The sequence below is a fragment of the Dactylosporangium sp. NPDC051541 genome (assembly GCF_044454505.1).
Taxonomy (GTDB): domain Bacteria; phylum Actinomycetota; class Actinomycetes; order Mycobacteriales; family Micromonosporaceae; genus Dactylosporangium.
This window is the reverse complement of the sequence record NZ_JBITDU010000023.1, coordinates 101,217-117,246: the sequence shown is the minus strand read 5'-3', so window position 1 is coordinate 117,246 and position 16,030 is coordinate 101,217. Positions and strand designations below refer to the sequence as shown.

Annotated in this window: 21 protein-coding genes and 1 riboswitch; of the genes, 11 read left to right on the top strand and 10 right to left on the bottom strand. The window is 70.3% G+C overall.

Going from position 1 to position 16,030, the window contains the following annotated elements:
* Positions 1-132: 132 nt before the first annotated feature.
* The gene (locus ACIA8L_RS51335) at positions 133-291 is read left to right on the top strand and encodes a hypothetical protein (protein WP_395916870.1); all 159 of its coding nucleotides are present in this window, start codon (positions 133-135) and stop codon (positions 289-291) included.
* Here the strand turns inward: ACIA8L_RS51335 and ACIA8L_RS51330 are convergent.
* Positions 288-602: a DMT family transporter gene (locus ACIA8L_RS51330; RefSeq protein WP_395916817.1), complete on the bottom strand. Its 315-nt coding sequence runs from the start codon at positions 600-602 to the stop codon at positions 288-290. The two genes, ACIA8L_RS51335 and ACIA8L_RS51330, sit on opposite strands and share 4 nt — an antisense overlap.
* 22 nt (positions 603-624) lie before the next feature.
* Positions 625-694, bottom strand: a riboswitch (guanidine-III (ykkC-III) riboswitch).
* 46 nt (positions 695-740) lie between these two features.
* Here ACIA8L_RS51330 and ACIA8L_RS51325 point away from each other — a divergent pair.
* Positions 741-1,541, top strand: coding sequence for an SAM-dependent methyltransferase (locus ACIA8L_RS51325; protein WP_395916815.1), 801 nt, complete (start codon positions 741-743; stop codon positions 1,539-1,541).
* A 19-nt stretch (positions 1,542-1,560) separates the two neighbouring features.
* Here the strand turns inward: ACIA8L_RS51325 and ACIA8L_RS51320 are convergent, their stop codons facing one another.
* The 3 genes from ACIA8L_RS51320 to ACIA8L_RS51310 form a co-directional block, all read right to left on the bottom strand.
* A complete protein-coding gene (locus ACIA8L_RS51320) occupies positions 1,561-2,730 on the bottom strand; it encodes a hypothetical protein (RefSeq protein ID WP_395916814.1) in 1,170 nt (389 codons plus the stop codon).
* Positions 2,731-2,795: 65 nt separating this feature from the next.
* The gene (locus ACIA8L_RS51315; RefSeq protein WP_395916812.1) at positions 2,796-4,337 is read right to left on the bottom strand and encodes a polysaccharide lyase family 1 protein; all 1,542 of its coding nucleotides are present in this window, start codon (positions 4,335-4,337) and stop codon (positions 2,796-2,798) included.
* 113 nt (positions 4,338-4,450) lie between these two features.
* Positions 4,451-4,852 (bottom strand): winged helix-turn-helix transcriptional regulator, encoded by a 402-nt coding sequence (locus ACIA8L_RS51310; RefSeq protein WP_395916810.1) that lies wholly within the window; start codon positions 4,850-4,852, stop codon positions 4,451-4,453.
* Between the two features lie 64 nt (positions 4,853-4,916).
* On the opposite strand from ACIA8L_RS51310, the gene ACIA8L_RS51305 reads away from it, so the two are divergent.
* Positions 4,917-5,759: an SDR family oxidoreductase gene (locus ACIA8L_RS51305; protein WP_395916808.1), complete on the top strand. Its 843-nt coding sequence runs from the start codon at positions 4,917-4,919 to the stop codon at positions 5,757-5,759.
* A 12-nt stretch (positions 5,760-5,771) separates the two neighbouring features.
* On the top strand, positions 5,772-6,422 hold the full coding sequence (locus tag ACIA8L_RS51300; protein WP_395916807.1) for an NADPH-dependent F420 reductase: 651 nt from the start codon (positions 5,772-5,774) through the stop codon (positions 6,420-6,422).
* 39 nt (positions 6,423-6,461) lie between these two features.
* Here the strand turns inward: ACIA8L_RS51300 and ACIA8L_RS51295 are convergent, their stop codons facing one another.
* Genes ACIA8L_RS51295 through ACIA8L_RS51285 form a run of 3 tightly spaced genes read right to left on the bottom strand, consistent with a single transcriptional unit; the run spans position 6,462 to position 9,212 of the window.
* Positions 6,462-7,739 carry a TRAP transporter large permease gene (locus ACIA8L_RS51295; protein ID WP_395916805.1) on the bottom strand — a complete coding sequence of 426 codons (1,278 nt, stop codon included), beginning with the start codon at positions 7,737-7,739 and terminating at the stop codon, positions 6,462-6,464.
* Positions 7,736-8,218, bottom strand: coding sequence for a TRAP transporter small permease (locus ACIA8L_RS51290; protein ID WP_395916804.1), 483 nt, complete (start codon positions 8,216-8,218; stop codon positions 7,736-7,738). The genes ACIA8L_RS51295 and ACIA8L_RS51290 overlap by 4 nt, the downstream gene beginning before the upstream one ends.
* A gap of 1 nt (position 8,219) precedes the next feature.
* Positions 8,220-9,212 (bottom strand): TRAP transporter substrate-binding protein, encoded by a 993-nt coding sequence (locus ACIA8L_RS51285; RefSeq protein WP_395916802.1) that lies wholly within the window; start codon positions 9,210-9,212, stop codon positions 8,220-8,222.
* 103 nt (positions 9,213-9,315) lie between these two features.
* On the opposite strand from ACIA8L_RS51285, the gene kduI reads away from it, so the two are divergent.
* From kduI to ACIA8L_RS51265, 4 genes are read left to right on the top strand one after another with little or no spacing between them, the layout of a single operon-like run.
* Positions 9,316-10,137: a 5-dehydro-4-deoxy-D-glucuronate isomerase gene (gene kduI / locus ACIA8L_RS51280; RefSeq protein WP_395916800.1), complete on the top strand. Its 822-nt coding sequence runs from the start codon at positions 9,316-9,318 to the stop codon at positions 10,135-10,137.
* Entirely contained in the window at positions 10,134-10,883 is a 750-nt protein-coding gene (locus ACIA8L_RS51275) for an SDR family oxidoreductase (protein WP_395916799.1), read from the top strand. The genes kduI and ACIA8L_RS51275 overlap by 4 nt, the downstream gene beginning before the upstream one ends.
* A gap of 15 nt (positions 10,884-10,898) precedes the next feature.
* A complete protein-coding gene (locus ACIA8L_RS51270; protein WP_395916797.1) occupies positions 10,899-11,672 on the top strand; it encodes an IclR family transcriptional regulator in 774 nt (257 codons plus the stop codon).
* 16 nt (positions 11,673-11,688) lie between these two features.
* A complete protein-coding gene (locus ACIA8L_RS51265) occupies positions 11,689-11,877 on the top strand; it encodes a tautomerase family protein (protein WP_395916795.1) in 189 nt (62 codons plus the stop codon).
* A 32-nt stretch (positions 11,878-11,909) separates the two neighbouring features.
* Here ACIA8L_RS51265 and ACIA8L_RS51260 read toward each other — a convergent pair whose 3' ends face one another.
* The 3 genes from ACIA8L_RS51260 to ACIA8L_RS51250 all read right to left on the bottom strand — a co-directional run bounded on the left by ACIA8L_RS51260 (position 11,910) and on the right by ACIA8L_RS51250 (position 13,935).
* The gene (locus ACIA8L_RS51260; RefSeq protein ID WP_395916794.1) at positions 11,910-12,941 is read right to left on the bottom strand and encodes an LLM class flavin-dependent oxidoreductase; all 1,032 of its coding nucleotides are present in this window, start codon (positions 12,939-12,941) and stop codon (positions 11,910-11,912) included.
* Positions 12,942-12,954: 13 nt separating this feature from the next.
* Complete coding sequence (locus ACIA8L_RS51255) at positions 12,955-13,077, bottom strand: hypothetical protein (RefSeq protein ID WP_395916793.1); 123 nt, start codon at positions 13,075-13,077, stop codon at positions 12,955-12,957.
* A 312-nt stretch (positions 13,078-13,389) separates the two neighbouring features.
* A complete protein-coding gene (locus tag ACIA8L_RS51250) occupies positions 13,390-13,935 on the bottom strand; it encodes a hypothetical protein (RefSeq protein ID WP_395916791.1) in 546 nt (181 codons plus the stop codon).
* 269 nt (positions 13,936-14,204) lie between these two features.
* Here ACIA8L_RS51250 and ACIA8L_RS51245 point away from each other — a divergent pair, with 269 nt between their 5' ends.
* The 3 genes from ACIA8L_RS51245 (at position 14,205) to ACIA8L_RS51235 (ending at position 15,993) form a co-directional block, all read left to right on the top strand.
* On the top strand, positions 14,205-14,816 hold the full coding sequence (locus ACIA8L_RS51245) for a TetR/AcrR family transcriptional regulator (protein ID WP_395916790.1): 612 nt from the start codon (positions 14,205-14,207) through the stop codon (positions 14,814-14,816).
* Positions 14,813-15,586 (top strand): maleylpyruvate isomerase family mycothiol-dependent enzyme, encoded by a 774-nt coding sequence (locus ACIA8L_RS51240; protein ID WP_395916788.1) that lies wholly within the window; start codon positions 14,813-14,815, stop codon positions 15,584-15,586. The genes ACIA8L_RS51245 and ACIA8L_RS51240 overlap by 4 nt, the downstream gene beginning before the upstream one ends.
* A gap of 179 nt (positions 15,587-15,765) precedes the next feature.
* Positions 15,766-15,993, top strand: coding sequence for a hypothetical protein (locus tag ACIA8L_RS51235; protein ID WP_395916786.1), 228 nt, complete (start codon positions 15,766-15,768; stop codon positions 15,991-15,993).
* Positions 15,994-16,030: the final 37 nt, after the last annotated feature.

Sequence of the window (16,030 nt, the reverse complement as noted above, 5' to 3'; positions counted from 1 at the left end):
TCCAGGTCGGCGGGGCACCGCGCTGCACTGTTCGTTCGGCTGTTGATGCGGACCGCGCACCCGACGAACTAGGCGCTCTGTCGGACCGCCGTGCGGATGTCGTTCAGCTACAGGCGATCCAGGCCGACCGCAATGGCTGAAGCCAAGACCGCGGGAGGTTGGGATGAAGCCCGCCACCACGCCCATGCCCGCGTCGAGGACCGCATCCGAACCGGCAAAGACACCGGCTTCGGCCGGTTCCCGTCCCGCGTCTTCGCCATCAACGCCGCCTGGCTGCAGGTCGGGGGCTAGTGGAAGATCTTCAACCCGATGACGCCGGCGACGACCAGGAGGAGGGCGAGGATTCTGGGGAGGCCGGCGGAGTCGCCCAGCCAGAGCATGCCGGCGACCGCGGTGCCGGCCGCGCCGATGCCGACCCAGACCGCGTAGCCGGTGCCGACCGGGATCGAGCGGAGGGCGTAGCCGAGGCCGGCCATGCTCAGGGCCAGAGCTACGGCGAACGTGGCGGTGGGGATGGGGCGGGTGAAGCCGGCGGAGCGGCTCAGGGCGATGGCCCACACCGACTCGAAGAGGCCTGAGATGACGAGGATGATCCACGGCATGGTGACGGCACCTGGACTTTCTGGTGGTCGTCTTGTCAGGCCGGGTACGACTCCACTCGTCCGGGACGGCCGCAAACATCACACGGCGTCACGTTCAGTATAGCCAGTTTCCCTAGCGATCGATTACCTTCCTTGGTGATGGAACACACCCGGATCGACACGTCGGTGCCGCACCCCGCGCGGCGATACAGCTACTGGCTCGGCGGCAAGGACCACTTCGCGGCCGACCGGGAGTCCGGCGACGCCATCGCCCGGGCGTTTCCCGCGGTCGTGGAGCTGGCCCGGGCCAACCGGGCGTTCCTGCGGCGGGCCGTGCGATACGTCGCCGAGGCCGGCGTGCGGCAGTTCCTCGACATCGGCACGGGACTGCCCGCGCCGGACAACACCCACGAGGTCGCGCAGCGGGTCTCGGCGGACGCCCGCGTGGTGTACGTCGACAACGACCCGATCGTCATGATGCACGCGCAGGCGCTGCTGGTCGGGGACCCGCGGGGGCGGACCGCGTACATCGAGGCCGACATCCGGGAGCCGGCCGTGATCCTCGAGCACAAGGAGCTGCGCGACACCCTCGACCTGGCCCAGCCGGTCGCGCTGCTGCTGGTCACGACCCTGCACTTCGTGCACGACGACGCGCAGGTCGCCGACATCACCCGGCAGCTGATCGAGCCGCTGGCGCCGGGGAGCTTCGTCGTGCTCAGCCACGGCACGATGGACTTCAGCAACGCCGAGGGTATCGAGGCCTACGAGCGCATGTTCGCCGCCCGCGGCACCGACGTGCGGGCGCGGTCACGGGCGGTGCTCGCCGGATACCTCCGCGGGCTGGAGCTCGTCGAACCCGGGATCGTTCCCGTCGCTGACTGGCACCCCGAGGACCCCGACGCCCCCCGCCCGGTCAGCCAGGACCTGGGCATCGTCGGTGTGGTCGCGCGCAAACCCTGACTTCTTCCCGGATTCGGCCTCACCGTTGCCGCAGGGCGGTGCGCAGCCGCAGCGGCGGGTGGGTGAGCCAGCCGCGCAGCCGGTTCCCGCGCACGGTGGCGTCACCCCGCCGGGCCGCGGCCAGGACCGCCCGGAAATCCGTGGCCCACGCGCGCATGGCGGCCGCACCGACCTGCCGCACGGCGAGCCGGTCGCAGGCGGCCTCCGCCCACCAGCGCCCGGCGACGGACAGTACCGGTGTGCCGAACCCGGCCAGCAGCATCGCCCGCGGATCGAAGCTCAGCAACGCCCCGAACAGCGCACCGAGCCCGAGCAGCCCGGAGACGATCCAGATCTCGCTGTCCCGGCGGGCGAGGTGCGCCACCTCGTGCCAGAGCACGAACCGGGCCCGGCCGGGATCGCGCTCAGTGTGCGCGGAGATGAGCACGACCGCTCGCCGCCCCAGCCGGTAGCACCGATCCCCGCCGAATCCTTCGTGGACGTACACCTGCAGCTTCCGCAGACCGAGGCGTTTGAGCAGCACCTCCGCGTTGTCGGGCAGCGGCACCGCCGCCTCGGACCTGGCCGTCGACTGCCTGATCCGCCGGAGCACCTGCAGCGGGACGGTGAGCAGCACCAGCACGATGAAGCCGCCGGCCACGGCGAGCACGATCTCGGGGCCGGAGGTGTTCCAGGTGGTGGCGAGCAGACCCGCGTACAACAAGGTCCAGAGCAGCAGTGCGGCCGTCAGGCTGCCCAGCCACGCCCGCCTGGGGACATCGGCCGCGCGGTCGCGAAGCTCTTCCAGTACCGGCGCGATGCAACTGGCCACCGTCTCCGGGCAGCACTTCGCGTGGTCGGACAGCGACGGCGCGGTGTGTATCAGTTGCGCGGCCGGCCCTTCCAGCAGGACTGTGAGCAGGTCGATGGTGGTGACGGCGGTGCGGTTGTCGGCCCGGGCGCGCTGCATGGCCGCCTCGATCACGGCCTTGGCCTCCGCGGCGAACACGACGCCGCCACCACCAATGGGCTCGGGCGGGAAGCGCGCGGCACCCGCGGCTCGAAGGGTCTCGACGTCCGCGCCGAGCGCGTGTTTGGCACCGCCTTCGGCTTCGGCCAGGCCGAGCAGCAGATGCCACGCGGCGACCTGGCCGCCGGCCGCCTTCGCGGCGAGCTCGACCGCGCGCCTTGCCTGATCCGTGAGCCGCATGGGCACGAGGGTGCCACAGCGGCCGGCCCGGACGCTCACCGCGCCCGGGCCGCGTCTGCGGAGCCTTACAGCTTGCCGGCTCCCGCGCCGGAGGTGACCGACGCCTTCACCGTCGAGACGTCCTGGGCCGTGTACGCGTAGGGGATCGCGGCGACCGTGCCGTTGGTCTCGCACGGGCCGGAGTTGGTGAGGGAGTTGTTGCGGGCGACCAGGCGGCCCGGGGCCGAGTCGGCGTAGCCGCTGGCTGACCAGCAGGCCTGCTGGACGTTCTCGAACACGTTGGCCTCGACCAGGAGGCCGGCGTTCATCGTGGAGGCGATGGCGTAGGAGGACGTGTTGTGGTTGATGTTCGTGTAGTAGTTGTTGTACACGTGGACCGTCTCGCCGAAGCGGACGCGGGGGCTGCGTTCGAACGTGTTGTCGAACCAGTTGTGGTGGTACGTCACGCGCAGGTGGCCGGTGTCCTCGGAGGCGTTGCCGTCGGAGTGGCCGACCAGTGACGTCTTCCAGTGGTCACGGATGATGTTCCAGCTGACCGTGACGTAGTCGCCGGCGTGGGTGATGTCGATCATCCCGTCGTAGACGTCCGGGTCGTTCTCGATCGTGCTCCACATGGTGTTGTGGTCGATCCAGATGTGGTCGGCGTTCTCGATCTGGATGGCGTCGTTGCCGAGTACGCCGCGGATGTTCAGGTTCTGGATGATGACGTTCGCCGGGGCCATGTCCTCGATGTTCAGGGTCGCGCCGGAGATGCCCGAGTTCGCGCCGACGCCGCGGATCGTCTTGTCGGCGCTGATCTCGACGGTGCCGGAGCCGGTGAGCGCGCCGTTGACGAGGATCGTGCGGGCGCCCGCGGCCTGGGCCTGGGCGCGGAAGTCGGCGAACGTGCTCACGGTGACCGTCGGTCCGGCCGCGCCGCCGGTCGTCCCCGCGCCCCAGCCGACGGCCGAGCCCACCGGCGGCGGGGGACCGGTACTGACCGAAGGTGTCGGCGACGCTGACGTCGGGGCGGGCCCGGCGGCGTCGCTGACGACCACGTCGTCGAAGGCGCCGGCGACGTAGTTGGCCAGAAGTCCCACGCGGCCGGTGCTGTAGGAGGTGTCGGTGGCCGCGACGACCTGGGTGCCGTTGACCGAGCCGGTGAGCGCGCTGCCGTTGGCGGCCAGGGACAGCGTGTAGGCGGTGCCGGTGGCGGCGCTGAACGGCGCGGACGCGAGCGTGGTCGTCGCGCCCTTCCTGATCTGTACGGCGTTGGCGGTGAGGACGAGCGCGTAGAAGTTCGACGAGCTCTGGGCCCGGGCGGCGACGCCGATCCCGCGCGATGCCGAGCCGCCGAACGTGGACGCGGTGACCCTGGCCGTCACTGTTGTGGTGGACCAGGTGGTACTGCCGGCCAGGGCCTTGGCGGAGGCGCTGGAGCTGCTCTGCGCGTAGGCGCCGGAGCCGGCCGACCAGCTGCCGCCGGACGTGCTCCAGCCGTTGGCGTTACCGTCGTTGAAGTCGTCGGAGAAGAGCGTGGCGGCACTGGCGGCCGAGGCCAGCGCCACGACCACCGCCACGGCGGCACCGGTGGCGAGTCCAGCCTGGACGAGTTGCGCTTTCCGCACGGTGACCTCCTTCGGTCAGGGAATGCGCTTTCCTGAACACGTTCCGAGATCAAGAGAAGTCGGTCAATGGCTGGGCGTGTGCAGGTTTGTTGCAGGCTCAGGGCGCGATGCGCTCACGGGTCGCGGTGGGCGTCGTGGACGCGCTGCGCCGCCCCGATCTCGTCGACGTTGTCCCGGATCCAGGTCACCACCTCGGCCAGCCGGATGGCCAGCCCGTGGCCCAGCGGTGTCAGCCCGTACGTCACGCTGGGGGGCGCGGTCGCCCGGACCGTGCGGTAGACCAGGCCGTCCCGGGACAACGTCCGGAGGTTCTGCGCCAGCATCTTCTCGGTGATCCCGCCGATGCGGTCGCGCACTTCGTAGAAGCGCAGCTCGCCGTCGTGCAGCAGGGCCAGGATCAGCATTCCCCAGCGGTTCGTGACGTGCTCGAACACCACGCGGCCCGGGCAGGCGTTGTTGAATACGTCACCCGGGTCGTCGCCGCTGCCCACTTTGACCTCGAAGCCACCCCGCACGACCGGAGCTTACCTGTAGGTATGAGCTATCTCGGGGATAGCTCGGGTCGCTAGGTTCGCTGCTATGCATTCGAAGGCTTCGGTGCTTGTCACCGGTGCGACCGGCAACGTCGGCCGGCACGTTGTCGCGCAGTTGCGTGCTCAGGGCACGCCGGTCACCGCGTTCGCGCGCACGATCGAGGACGACGGTGTGCGGGCCGTGCGCGGCGACCTGACCAGACCCGAGACGATCCCGCCGGCCGAAACCGTCTTCCTCCTCTGGCGAAATCTGCCGTCCGCGGCCGCACCGGCCGTCATCGACCGGCTGGCCGTGCACGCCAAGCGGATCGTGCTGCTGTCGTCGGCGGTGGTCGGCGAACGAAACCCCGTCGGCGAACCGAACCCCATCGGCGAGCTTCACAAAGACCTCGAGGATCTCGTGGAGCGGGCCGGGGTCGAGTGGACGTTTCTGCGTCCGGGGCAGTTCGCCGCCAACACTCTTGAGTGGGTGCCGCAGATCCGGGGCGGTGACGTGGTTCGCGGGAGCCACGGCGACGCGGCGCTCACGTTGTTGCACGAGCGCGATCTGGCCGCCGTCGCGGTCGCGGCGCTCACCGGGGACGGGCATGCCGGGCAGCGGTATGTGCTGACCGGGCCCGAGGTGCACATCCGGGCCGGGCTGGTGCCGATCATCGCGCGGGTGCTCGGCCGGGACCTGCGCTGGGAGGAGGGCAGCGAAGCGGAGGAGCGGGCGCGCATGCGGGCCTGGATGCCGGCCGCGTTCGTCGATGTCGTGCTCGCGAGCCGGTACCACCGGCCGCATCACACCACGACCGTCGAAGCGATCCTCGGTGCGCCGGCGCGTGGCTACCGGGAATGGGTCGAGGATCACATCGCTGATTTCCGGAATGCCCCACCAAAACAATAGGTTGCGCGGGGTATGACAACGATCGGACTCATCGGCAGCGGCAACATCGGCAGCACCGTGGCCAAGCTGGCCGTCGACGCCGGCTACGACGTGGTGCTGAGCAACTCGCGCGGGCCGGAGACCCTGGCCGACCTGGTCGCGGCGCTCGGGCCGAAGGCTCGCGCGGCCCGCCCGGCGGAGGCGGCGGCGGCCGGGGACATCGTCGTGGTGACCGTGCCGCTGAAGGCGTATCGGGACGTGCCGGCCGAGCCGCTCGCGGGCAAGGTGGTCATCGACACGAACAACTACTACCCGGAGCGCGACGGGCAGATCGCCGAGCTCGACAGCGGTACCGCCACCACCAGCGGCCTGCTCCAGGAGCATCTCGGCACCGCGAAGGTCGTCAAGGGCTTCAACAACATCTACTTCAAGCACCTCGCCGAGCAGGGCCGCCCGAGCGGCACCGCGGACCGCGCCGCGCTGCCGATCTTCGGTGACGCCCCGGACGCGAAGCGCGCGGCCACCGAGTTCCTGGACACCATCGGCTACGACGCCGTCGACGGCGGGACCCTGGCCGACAGCTGGCGCTCCGAGCGGGACACGCCCGTCTACGTCCAGCCCTACCGCGACGCCCAGGCCGACACCGCGAGCGTCCGCGCCCGTCTCGACGAGGCTGCCCGCTGACACTCCCGGCGGGGGGTACATACACCCCCCCCGCCGGACCTACCTGGCGAACTGGGACGGTATCCACTCCGAGAACGCCGGGACGTACGCCAGCAGGATGATCGTGGCGAACATGACGGCCATGAACGGCAGCATCGGCCGCAGCATGTCCACGATCTTGATCCGGGCGATACCGCACACGATGAAGCAGGCCGACCCCAGCGGCGGCGTGACCAGGGAGATGCCGAACACCGCCAGGCTGAAGATGGCGAAGTGCAGCTCGCCCATGCCGGCGTCGCGGGCCAGGGGCATGAACAGCGGGATGAGCACGACGAGAGCCGGCACGCCGTCGAGGAGCGCGCCGAGGATCCAGAACAGGATCATCACGATCGTGACGAACAGGAAGTAGTTGCCGGTGAACTGCCCGGCCCACTCGGCCAGGACGACCTCGACCTGGTCGTAGGCGAGCATGTAGGCCAGCAGCTGCGCCACCCCGACCAGCGACAGCACCACGCCCGAGGTGCGGCCCGCGTTGACGAACACGGACGTCCACTCACCGCGCGGGATCGTGCGGTACACCAGAGCCAGCAAGGTCGCGTAGAGGACGGCGACGGCGGCCGCCTCGGTCGCGGTGAAGACGCCCCAGAGGATCCCGCCGAGGATGATGACCGGGGCGATGAGCGGCGGCAGGGCGGCCAGGCCGGCCCGGCCCAGCTCGCCCGGGGTGACCCGGACCCGCTCGGTGGTCGGCTCGCGATACTTGGCGTAGAAGTAGATGACGAAGCCCTTGCCGATCGCCACGACCACCGCGGGGACCAGCGAGGCCAGGAACAGGTCGCGGATCGAGAGGTTGGCGACGGTACCCAGGACGATCATGGTGATCGAGGGCGGGATGAGGATGCCCGTCCCCGACGCGGCCGCCACGATCGAGGCCGACCACGGCCGGCGGTACCCGGCTTTCGTCATCGGCGGGATCATCGTCGAGCCGATCGCGGCCGCGTCGGCGTTCACCGAGCCGGACAGGCCGGAGAACAGCATGGTCGAGGCGACCACGCTCATCCCGAGCCCGCCGGTCATCCAGCCGACGAGCATCGTGACGAAGCGGATGAGCCGCTCGGCCGCGCCCGACCGGTGCAGGATCTCGCCGGTGAGCACGAACAGCGGGATCGCCAGCAGCGTGAACGAGTTCAGGCCGTGGAACACCGCCTGCGAGGCGATGGACAGCGGCACGTCGTCGGTGCTGGCCTGGATGAGCCCGACCGCGCCCAGGGCGGCCACGATCGGCACGCCCAGCACGATGAACGCGATGATGCCCAGGAAAGCCAGCCCGAAGCTCATGCCGCCACCTCGACAACCTCTGGTACATCGGCGCCGCGCGCGAGATCGACGATGTGCGTGACGATGTGGATCAGCCCGAGCACGGCACCGAGGGGCAGCGGCAGGAAGGCCGCCCACAACGGGATGCCGACGGGGGAGACGACGTCGCGCTGCTCCCACAGGTACATCGCGCCGCCGATCCCGATGCAGGCCAGGACCACGCCCAGCACGAGCAGTTCGGCGACCCGCAGCCAGCGCCGCGTCCGAGCCCCGATGCGGCGCTCGAACAGGTGCAGGGCCACGTGGGCGTTGTCACGGATCCCGATGGCGAACCCGACGAACGCGATGTACACCAGCAGGTCGGTCGCCACCTCGTTGGACCACGACAGCGGCTGCTCCAGGGCGTAGCGGAAGAACACCTGCGCGAGGATCACCAGGACGGTGCCCGCGAGCAGGGCGAAGATGAGCGCGTTCTCGACAACGCGCAGGACTTTCGACACGTCAGGCCACCGGGAGGTACTTCACCAGGTCGCCGAACGTGGCGCGGTTCTTCTCCAGCACGGGCTTCACGGCCTGCTGGAACGCGGCGACGTCGACGTCGTCGTTGATCTTCGCGCCCTTGTCGGTGGCCTCTTTGACATACTTGTCGGTCTCGTCGGTCCACAGCTCCCGCTCGCGCTGCTCGGCCTCCTTGCCGGCCTGCACGAAGGCGTCCTGGTGCTCCTTGGACTGGTCGTTGAACCACTTCTTGCTCACCAGCAGCGCGTCGATGCCGAACTGGTGGCGGGTCCAGGACCAGAACTTGGCCTCCTCCACGTGCTTGTTCGTCACGTAGAAGATCGGGTTGTTCTCGGCGCCGTCGATGACGCCCTGCTGCAGCGCCGAGTAGATCTCGTTGGTGGCCAGGGGCGTGGCCTGGGCGCCGAGGGTGTTGAACGTGTCGATGGCGACGGCGTCCTGCGGCACCCGGATGCGCATGCCCTTGAGGTCGGCCGGGGTCTTGATGGCGTGCTTCTTGTTGTAGACGTTGCGGGCGCCGGAGTCGAACCAGCCCAGCACCTTGAGGTCGTAGCCGTCGAGGACGGAGGCGAGGTTCTTGCCCAGGTCGCCGGCGAGTGCGGTGAAGAGGTCGGCCTGCTTGGTGAACGCGTAGGGCACCGAGAGCACGCCGAGCCGCTTGTCGAACGCGGTCAGGTTGGCGAACAGCGTCTTGGTCATCTGCAGGGTGCCGTTGCGGACCTGCTCGTTCATCCGGTTGTGGTCGCCGAGCGTGCCGTTGGGGAAGACCTTGACCGTGTAGGCGTTGCCGGTCAGGTTCGCGAGCCGCTCGCCGAAGTACTTCTCGGCCGCGATCTCCGGGTTGCTGTCGTTCACGGTGTCGCCGAGCCGCACGTCGGTCTTACCACCGCTGCCGCCGCCGCTGCTGCCACAGGCGGCCAGGGAGGCCGCGGCAGCCGTGCCGACGGAGATCTTGATGAAGTGCCGCCTGTCCATGGCGCGAAGTCCTTCCGGTTTCAGGGGTGTCCGGAGACATTGACGGACTGTACTGTGTTCCGTGAGACGGAACAAGCTTCTGTACGATGGAACGGAGTCTTACATGGAAGTGCGCCACGCGTCGTCCCCGGAGGACGTCGACCGGATGGGCACCGAGGAGCTGCGGGGGCGCTTCCTGGTGCCGGGCCTGGTCGCCGGGGCGATGGTCCGCCTCGTGTACAGCCACCACGACCGCCTGGTCGTCGGCGGAGTCACGCCCGGCACGGAGAGCGTCGCGCTGCCCAATCCGGGTGCACTGCGCTCGGAGTACTTCCTGGAGCGCCGCGAGCTCGGCGTCGTCAACGTGGGCACGGCGACCGGCCGCGTGACCGTCGACGGCGAACAGTTCGAGCTGGCGCCGAAGGAGTGCCTGTACGTCGGCCGCGGCGCGCGGGACGTGGCGTTCGCCGGGCACGGGGCGAGCTACTACCTGGTCTCGACCCCGGCCCACGCGGCCTATCCGACGCGCTGCGCGGGGCTGGCCGACGCCGAGCCGGTCAAGCTCGGCGGGATCGAGGGCTCCAACGAGCGCACGATCTACAAGTACATCCACCTCAACGGCATCCGCAGCAGTCAACTGGTGCTCGGGGTGACGGTGCTGGCCCCCGGCAGCATGTGGAACACGATGCCGTGCCACGTGCACGACCGCCGCACCGAGGTGTACTTCTACTTCGATCTCCCCGCGGACCAGCGCGTCGTACACCTGATGGGGCGGCCCGATGCCACCCGCAACCTCATCCTGGCCGGTGGCGATGCCGTGATCTCGCCGCCGTGGTCCGTCCACTGCGGCTTCGGCACGCGCAACTACGCGTTCGTGTGGGCGATGGGCGGGGAGAACCAGGCGTACGACGACGTCGAGGTCGTCGCCGTCCAGGATCTGCGGTGACCCCGTTCGACCTGGCCGGGCGGGTCGCGCTGGTGACCGGGGCGGGCAAGGGCATCGGGCGGGCGATCGCGATCGGGCTGGCCCGGGCCGGGGCCGACGTGGTCCTGCACGGCCGGCGCGACGCCGACCTGGACGAAGTGGCTTCGGCGGTACGGCGGGAAGGCCGGACCGCCGAGCGCTGGGTCCAGGACCTCGCGGCCGAGCCGGAGGCGCTCGCCGTCGCCGCGGCCGCCCTCGGGGCCGTGGACATCCTGGTCAACAACGCCGGCGTGATCCACCGGTCGCCGGCGCTGCAGCAGACGTACGACACCTGGCGGGGCGTCCTCGCGGTGAACCTCGACGCCGTCTTCGTGCTCACCCGGGCCCTCGGCGCGGGCATGCTCGCCCGCGGCCGCGGCAAGGTGATCACGGTGGCGTCGCTGCTGTCGTTCCAGGGCGGGCTCAACGTCGCCGGCTACACCGCGAGCAAGCACGCCGTGGCCGGGCTGACCCGCGCCCTGGCCAACGAGTGGAGCGCCCAAGGTGTGCAGGTCAACGCGATCGCGCCGGGATACATCGAGACGGCCAACACGGACCCGTTGCGGGCCGACGCCGATCGGGAGCGGGCCATCCGCGACCGGATCCCGGCCGGCCGCTGGGGGAGCCCCGAGGACCTCGCCGGCGCCGCCGTCTTCCTGGCGTCCCCGGCCGCGGACTACGTGGCCGGTCACGTGCTCGTCGTCGACGGCGGCTGGATGGCCCGGTGAAGATAGGGTGGTCCGGTGACGACCGGGATGCCCAGCGGGTCCATCGACAAGGCCCTGACCGTGCTGGAGGCCCTGGCCGAGCACAGCCGGCTGACCGACATCGCGGCCGCCTCGGGCCTGCCGAAGTCGACCGTCCACCGCATCCTGCAGTCGCTGATCGGCTGGGGGTTCGCGCTGGCCGACGGCAACGGCGGCTACCTGCCGGGCCCGCGCATCCTGACCCTCGCGGGCCGGGTGATGAGCCGCTTCGACCCGGCCCAGCACGCCCGCGCCGCCCTGCGCGACCTGCGCGACCGCACCGGCATGACCGTGCACTTCGCGATCCGCGGCGGCGACGAGATCGTCTATGTCGACAAGATCGAGGGCCGCCGGCCGTACCAGATGAAGTCCCGCGTCGGCATGAGCGTCCCGCTGCACACCACCGCGATCGGCAAGGTCGTGCTGGCCCAGCTGGACGACGCCGAGACCGCCGCGATCGTCGGGCGCACCGGCCTGGCCGCCATCACCGCACGGTCGATCACCGACCCGGCGGTGCTGCGCGAGCAGCTGGGAGCGGCTCGCGTCCACGGCTACGCGGTCGACGACGGCGAGAACGACACCGAGATCCGCTGCATCGGCGCCGCGGTCTTCGACCACACCGGCAACGTGCTCGGCGGCATCTCCATCTCGGCGCTGTCGTTCGAGCTCGACCTGGCCAGCGAGGCCCTGATCGCCGAGGTGACGGCCGCCGCCGACGCGGTGTCCCTGGCCCTCGGCGCGCCCGCGGCCCGCCTCGAACTTTCGTCATAGACATCTTGGAGCGTCAATGCCAAACATCACCGTGGAACTGCTGTCCGGTCGCACCCTGGACCAGCGCCGCGAGTTCGCCGAGGCCGTGACGGCCGCGGCTGTGCAGATCCTCAACGCGAAGCGGCCGTCGGTCCGGATCCTGTTCCTGGAGATCGAGAAGTCCGACGTCGCGAACGGCGGCGTGCTGGAGTCCGACAAGGACTGACCCGTTGTGTGCGGTGGCCTCCTGACACGGGGTCACCGCAGCAATGGCACCAGCTGATCCCCCTGCCGCGCGATCTCCGGCAGATACGGCGTGTCCGAGAGCACGAAGTGCGTGACGCCCAGCTCGCGGTAGCGGTTGAGGGACTTCGCGACGTCCGCGGCCGAGCCGACGAGCCACGTGGTGCCGGCCCCGGCCCCGCCGACCCGCCCCGGCGCCGTGTACAGGTTGTCGTCGAGCACGTCACCGCGCGCCGCCAGCTCCTGCAGCCGGCTCTGCCCCACGGCCGCGTCCCAGTCGGCGCTGCGGGCGACTCCGGTCGCGGCCATCGTCGCGACCCGGGCCTCGGCCTCCGCCCACGCCTCCGCGGCCGTGTCCCGGACGACCGTCGTGATCCGCAGCCCGAAGTCCAGCGGCGCGTGCTCCCGGCCCACCTCGGCCTCCAGCGCACGCAGCCGGGCGATCCGCTCCCGCACCCCGTCGAGCGGCTCCCCCCAGAACAGCTGCACGTCGGCCTCGGCGGCGGCCACCCACTCGGCCTCCGCCGAGGCACCCCCGAAGAACAGCCGCGGCGGCTTCACCGGACGGGGAGTCACCGTCGAGCCACTGACAGCAAAATGCTTCCCGTGGTACTCCACGTCGTCGCGCGTCCACAGGAGCCGGACGAGCCGCAGGAACTCCCGCGTCCGTTCATAGCGCGCGGCCCGGTCGGTCGTGTCGTCGCCGTACGCCGCCAGGTCGTCGCGCCCCGTGACGACGTTGACGAGCACCCGCCCGCCGCTGAGGTGGTCGAGCGTCGCCGCGGCCGCCGCGAACTGGGCCGGCCGCCAGTACCCGGGCCGGATCGCGATCAGCGGCCGGAACGTCGTCGTGCGCGCGGCGAGCGCCGTGGCGACGGTGAACGTGTCGGGCCGCCCCCACCCGGCCCCGAGCAGCGCACCGTCCCAGCCGTACGCTTCCAGGGCCCGGGCGTGCTCGGTCAGCGTCTCCAGGCTGTTGTGCCCGTCGACGACGTCGTCGCCACGGTGGCCGGGCCGATTCTCGTTCGGGATGTACCAGAGCAGCATGTCTTAATCCTACTCAACCGATCGAGTTTAGGTCACGAGCGAACGGGCCCGCGGGCAGCTCGGCCGGCACCGCCTGCGACAACGACGCCCACCTCAGCCGCGACCGGGCCGCCACGAACTCGGCGAAGTCGTCCATGCCCCACCCCCTCTGCCTCAACAACGCGATGGGCCGCGTGCGGCGTTAACACTCGGCGCCGCAAGCCCGTCCGCCGACCGACCAACCCAGATCCACCACCGGAGCAGCCGCGGATGTGGTCGGGTTCGTGCCGTGCGGCCTCACCGACGGGCGTGGCACCGTGGCCGCCGCGCGCAAGCACGCTCGAAGGGCCACGTTGGGTCACGGACGTCGACGCGGCCGGTGCGCTGAAATGCCGATGTGCGCGCACGTGATCCTGGCGAAGAAAAATGTGTGCCTGAGTCCTGCCTGGGCTGTGAAGTGGGCTCCGGCTCAGAGATCGGGGAGCTGATCATCAGTATCCGGGTACCGGCCGTGTTGCAGCCGGAACATGAAGGCTCGAAGGTCGGTCTTGAGGTCACCGGACAGGTATGCGAGAAAGTCACGCGCGCCTTCGGCGGCCTCGAGCTCATCCGCGTTCGCCCCGCCGGCGGTCCACTCGTCGACCAGCGCCGCGACATGCTCCTCGACCTGGCCTCGCGCGTCCCACCACGCGCGGACGGCGTCCGGTGTCCACCGTGAATTGCCGTCGCAGGCGTAGCCGTCGAACGGGTCCTCCACAGCGGCCGACAGCAGGCACTCGACCTCCGCCCGGGTCTTGGGCTGGCGGTACACGAACTCGCTGTAGTACTCGCCGCCGTACAGTACGTGACGGGGCGCTGACAGCCGACCGGTCCAACAGGTATCGGTCTGGCCTGTGTAGAAGGGGCCAGGCACGTTCAACCAGTGCTTCTCGGCCCACTTCTTGCGGTCTTGGGGCGTGAAGAAGCCCGGCGGAACGTACGAGATCGGATCCCCAGGCGCAGGTATCTCGGTCACGCCATCATGATCCCCAACGCCTCTGGGCGCCGCCACCTCCAGCGTTCCCGCTCTGACAAACCTGCAGGGGTCCGATGATGGCTGAGATTTCTCCTCGGCGTGTCGCCGGGGCCGCCGATGACGTTGTCGGCCCGGCGTTGTCCAAGTGCGACGGTGAGCCTCGCGAGATCGCACAGCGGCGGATGGCCGCTTTTCGCCCGTGTTGCACACATTCGCCGCATCGAGTGACCCATTGACAGTGGCCTCGCACGCATTCGATACTCCTAATCATGTTAGGCGAAGCGAATCGAGATAGGAGATCCGAACGGCGTACGGCGACCCGTCGCGAGATCATCGACGCCGCCTGGGTGGTCGCCCGCGAGAAGGGGCTGGCCGAGGTCACCCTGCGCGACGTGGCCGGCCTGGTGGGCATGAGGCCGCCGTCGCTGTACACCCACTTTGCCTCCAAGCACGCCATCTACGACGCGATGTTCGGCGACGCCTGGACGCAGTACCTGGTGTACGCCAAGACGGCCGAGGCGGACGAGCCGCGCGAGAGCCGGGCCGCGCTGCGCTTCTACGCCCGGGTCTTCTTCGACTTCGCGGTGGACTTCCCGGCCCGCCACCAGCTCATGAACCAGCGCACGATCCCCGGCTTCACCCCGAGCCCCGACGCCTACGCGCCGTCCGTCGCCGTCATGCAGGACTTCATCGCCCGCATGGCCCGCCACGGCGTGCGCGGACAGGACGACATCGACCTCTTCGTCGCGATCGTCGGCGGCCTGGTCGACGCCCAGCTCGCCAACGACCCCGGCGGCACCCGCTGGTCCGGGCTGCTCGACCGCGCCATCGACATGTACGCCGACAACGTCGGCATCACCAGCGAGAGGAGCCGGCCATGACCACCACCGCCTTACCCCGCAGCGCCGCCGCACCGCGCCGCGCGGGCCTCGACCGGGCCGAAATAACTTCGCTCGCCGCGGCCGAGTACGCCCGCTGCGCCGAGCTCTTCGATCGCCTTGAGCCCGCGCAGTGGTCGGCGCCGACCGCCAACACCGGCTGGGACGTGCGCGACACGGCCGGTCACATGCTCGGCATGATGCGAATGGTCGCGAGCTGGGGCCAGTTCGCCGGGCAGCTGTCGACCTCGATGTGGCAGTCCAAGCGGGCCAAGGCGGCGGTGTCGGTCGACCACCTCACCGCGCTGCAGGTGCGACAGAACGCCGGCCTGACCACTGCCGAGCTCGCCGCGCGGTGGCGGACGCTGGCTCCGCCGGCCGTGCGCAACCGAGGCCGCCTGGTCCGGCTGGTCGGCGGGCGGACACTGCCGGAGCTGCAGCTGGTCGGCGGGCAACTGGAGCGATGGACCTTCGGCTTCCTGATCGGGGTGGTGCTGACCCGCGATCCGTTCATGCACCGGCTGGACATCTGCGCGGCGACCGGCCTCGATCCGCAGCCGGCGGCCGCGCACGAGGGGCGGCTCGTCGACGACGTCGTGCGCGAGTGGGCCGCTCGGCACGGACGCCCGTTCCGCCTCGAGCTCACCGGTCCCGCCGGCGGCAGTTGGGGCGACGGGGACGAGCCGATCGCTCTCGACGCCCTGCAGTTCTGCCGGATCCTTTCCGGCCGCGGTACCGGCGACGGCCTGCTCACCACCGCCGTGCCGTTCTGAGCTTCTGCTTCTCGCCCGCCACTCATCGCCCCACCGCTGCCGACACCGGCGACAGGACGCGGTCGGCACCGGCGCGGCCAGCGTCAGTTGGCATCCGGGTGTGCAGAGCGGCGGAAATGCCACTGCTGTAGTTCAGGTCGGGGTCTTGACCAGCGGAAACACCGAGTCATGATCGAACCATGAGTGTCGTGCTGCATGCCGGAGGCTGGCGGGTCGAGGAGACCGTCTGCGACCTGGACGAAACCGGCATCCGCACCTGGTTTGAAGCTGTCGATCCGTGGGGGGCTCAGCATTTCGTGACGACCGGGGGCCTGCAACAGTTGCTCCGCCGGCACGGTCTCGACGTCGGCGACCTCCGGATGGTCGCCCCGGACCGGCTTGGCGAGTTCGACGACGGCTGCGAGTAGCGGCCCCCGCCCAGCGCGCACAGCGAATTCCTGCGCG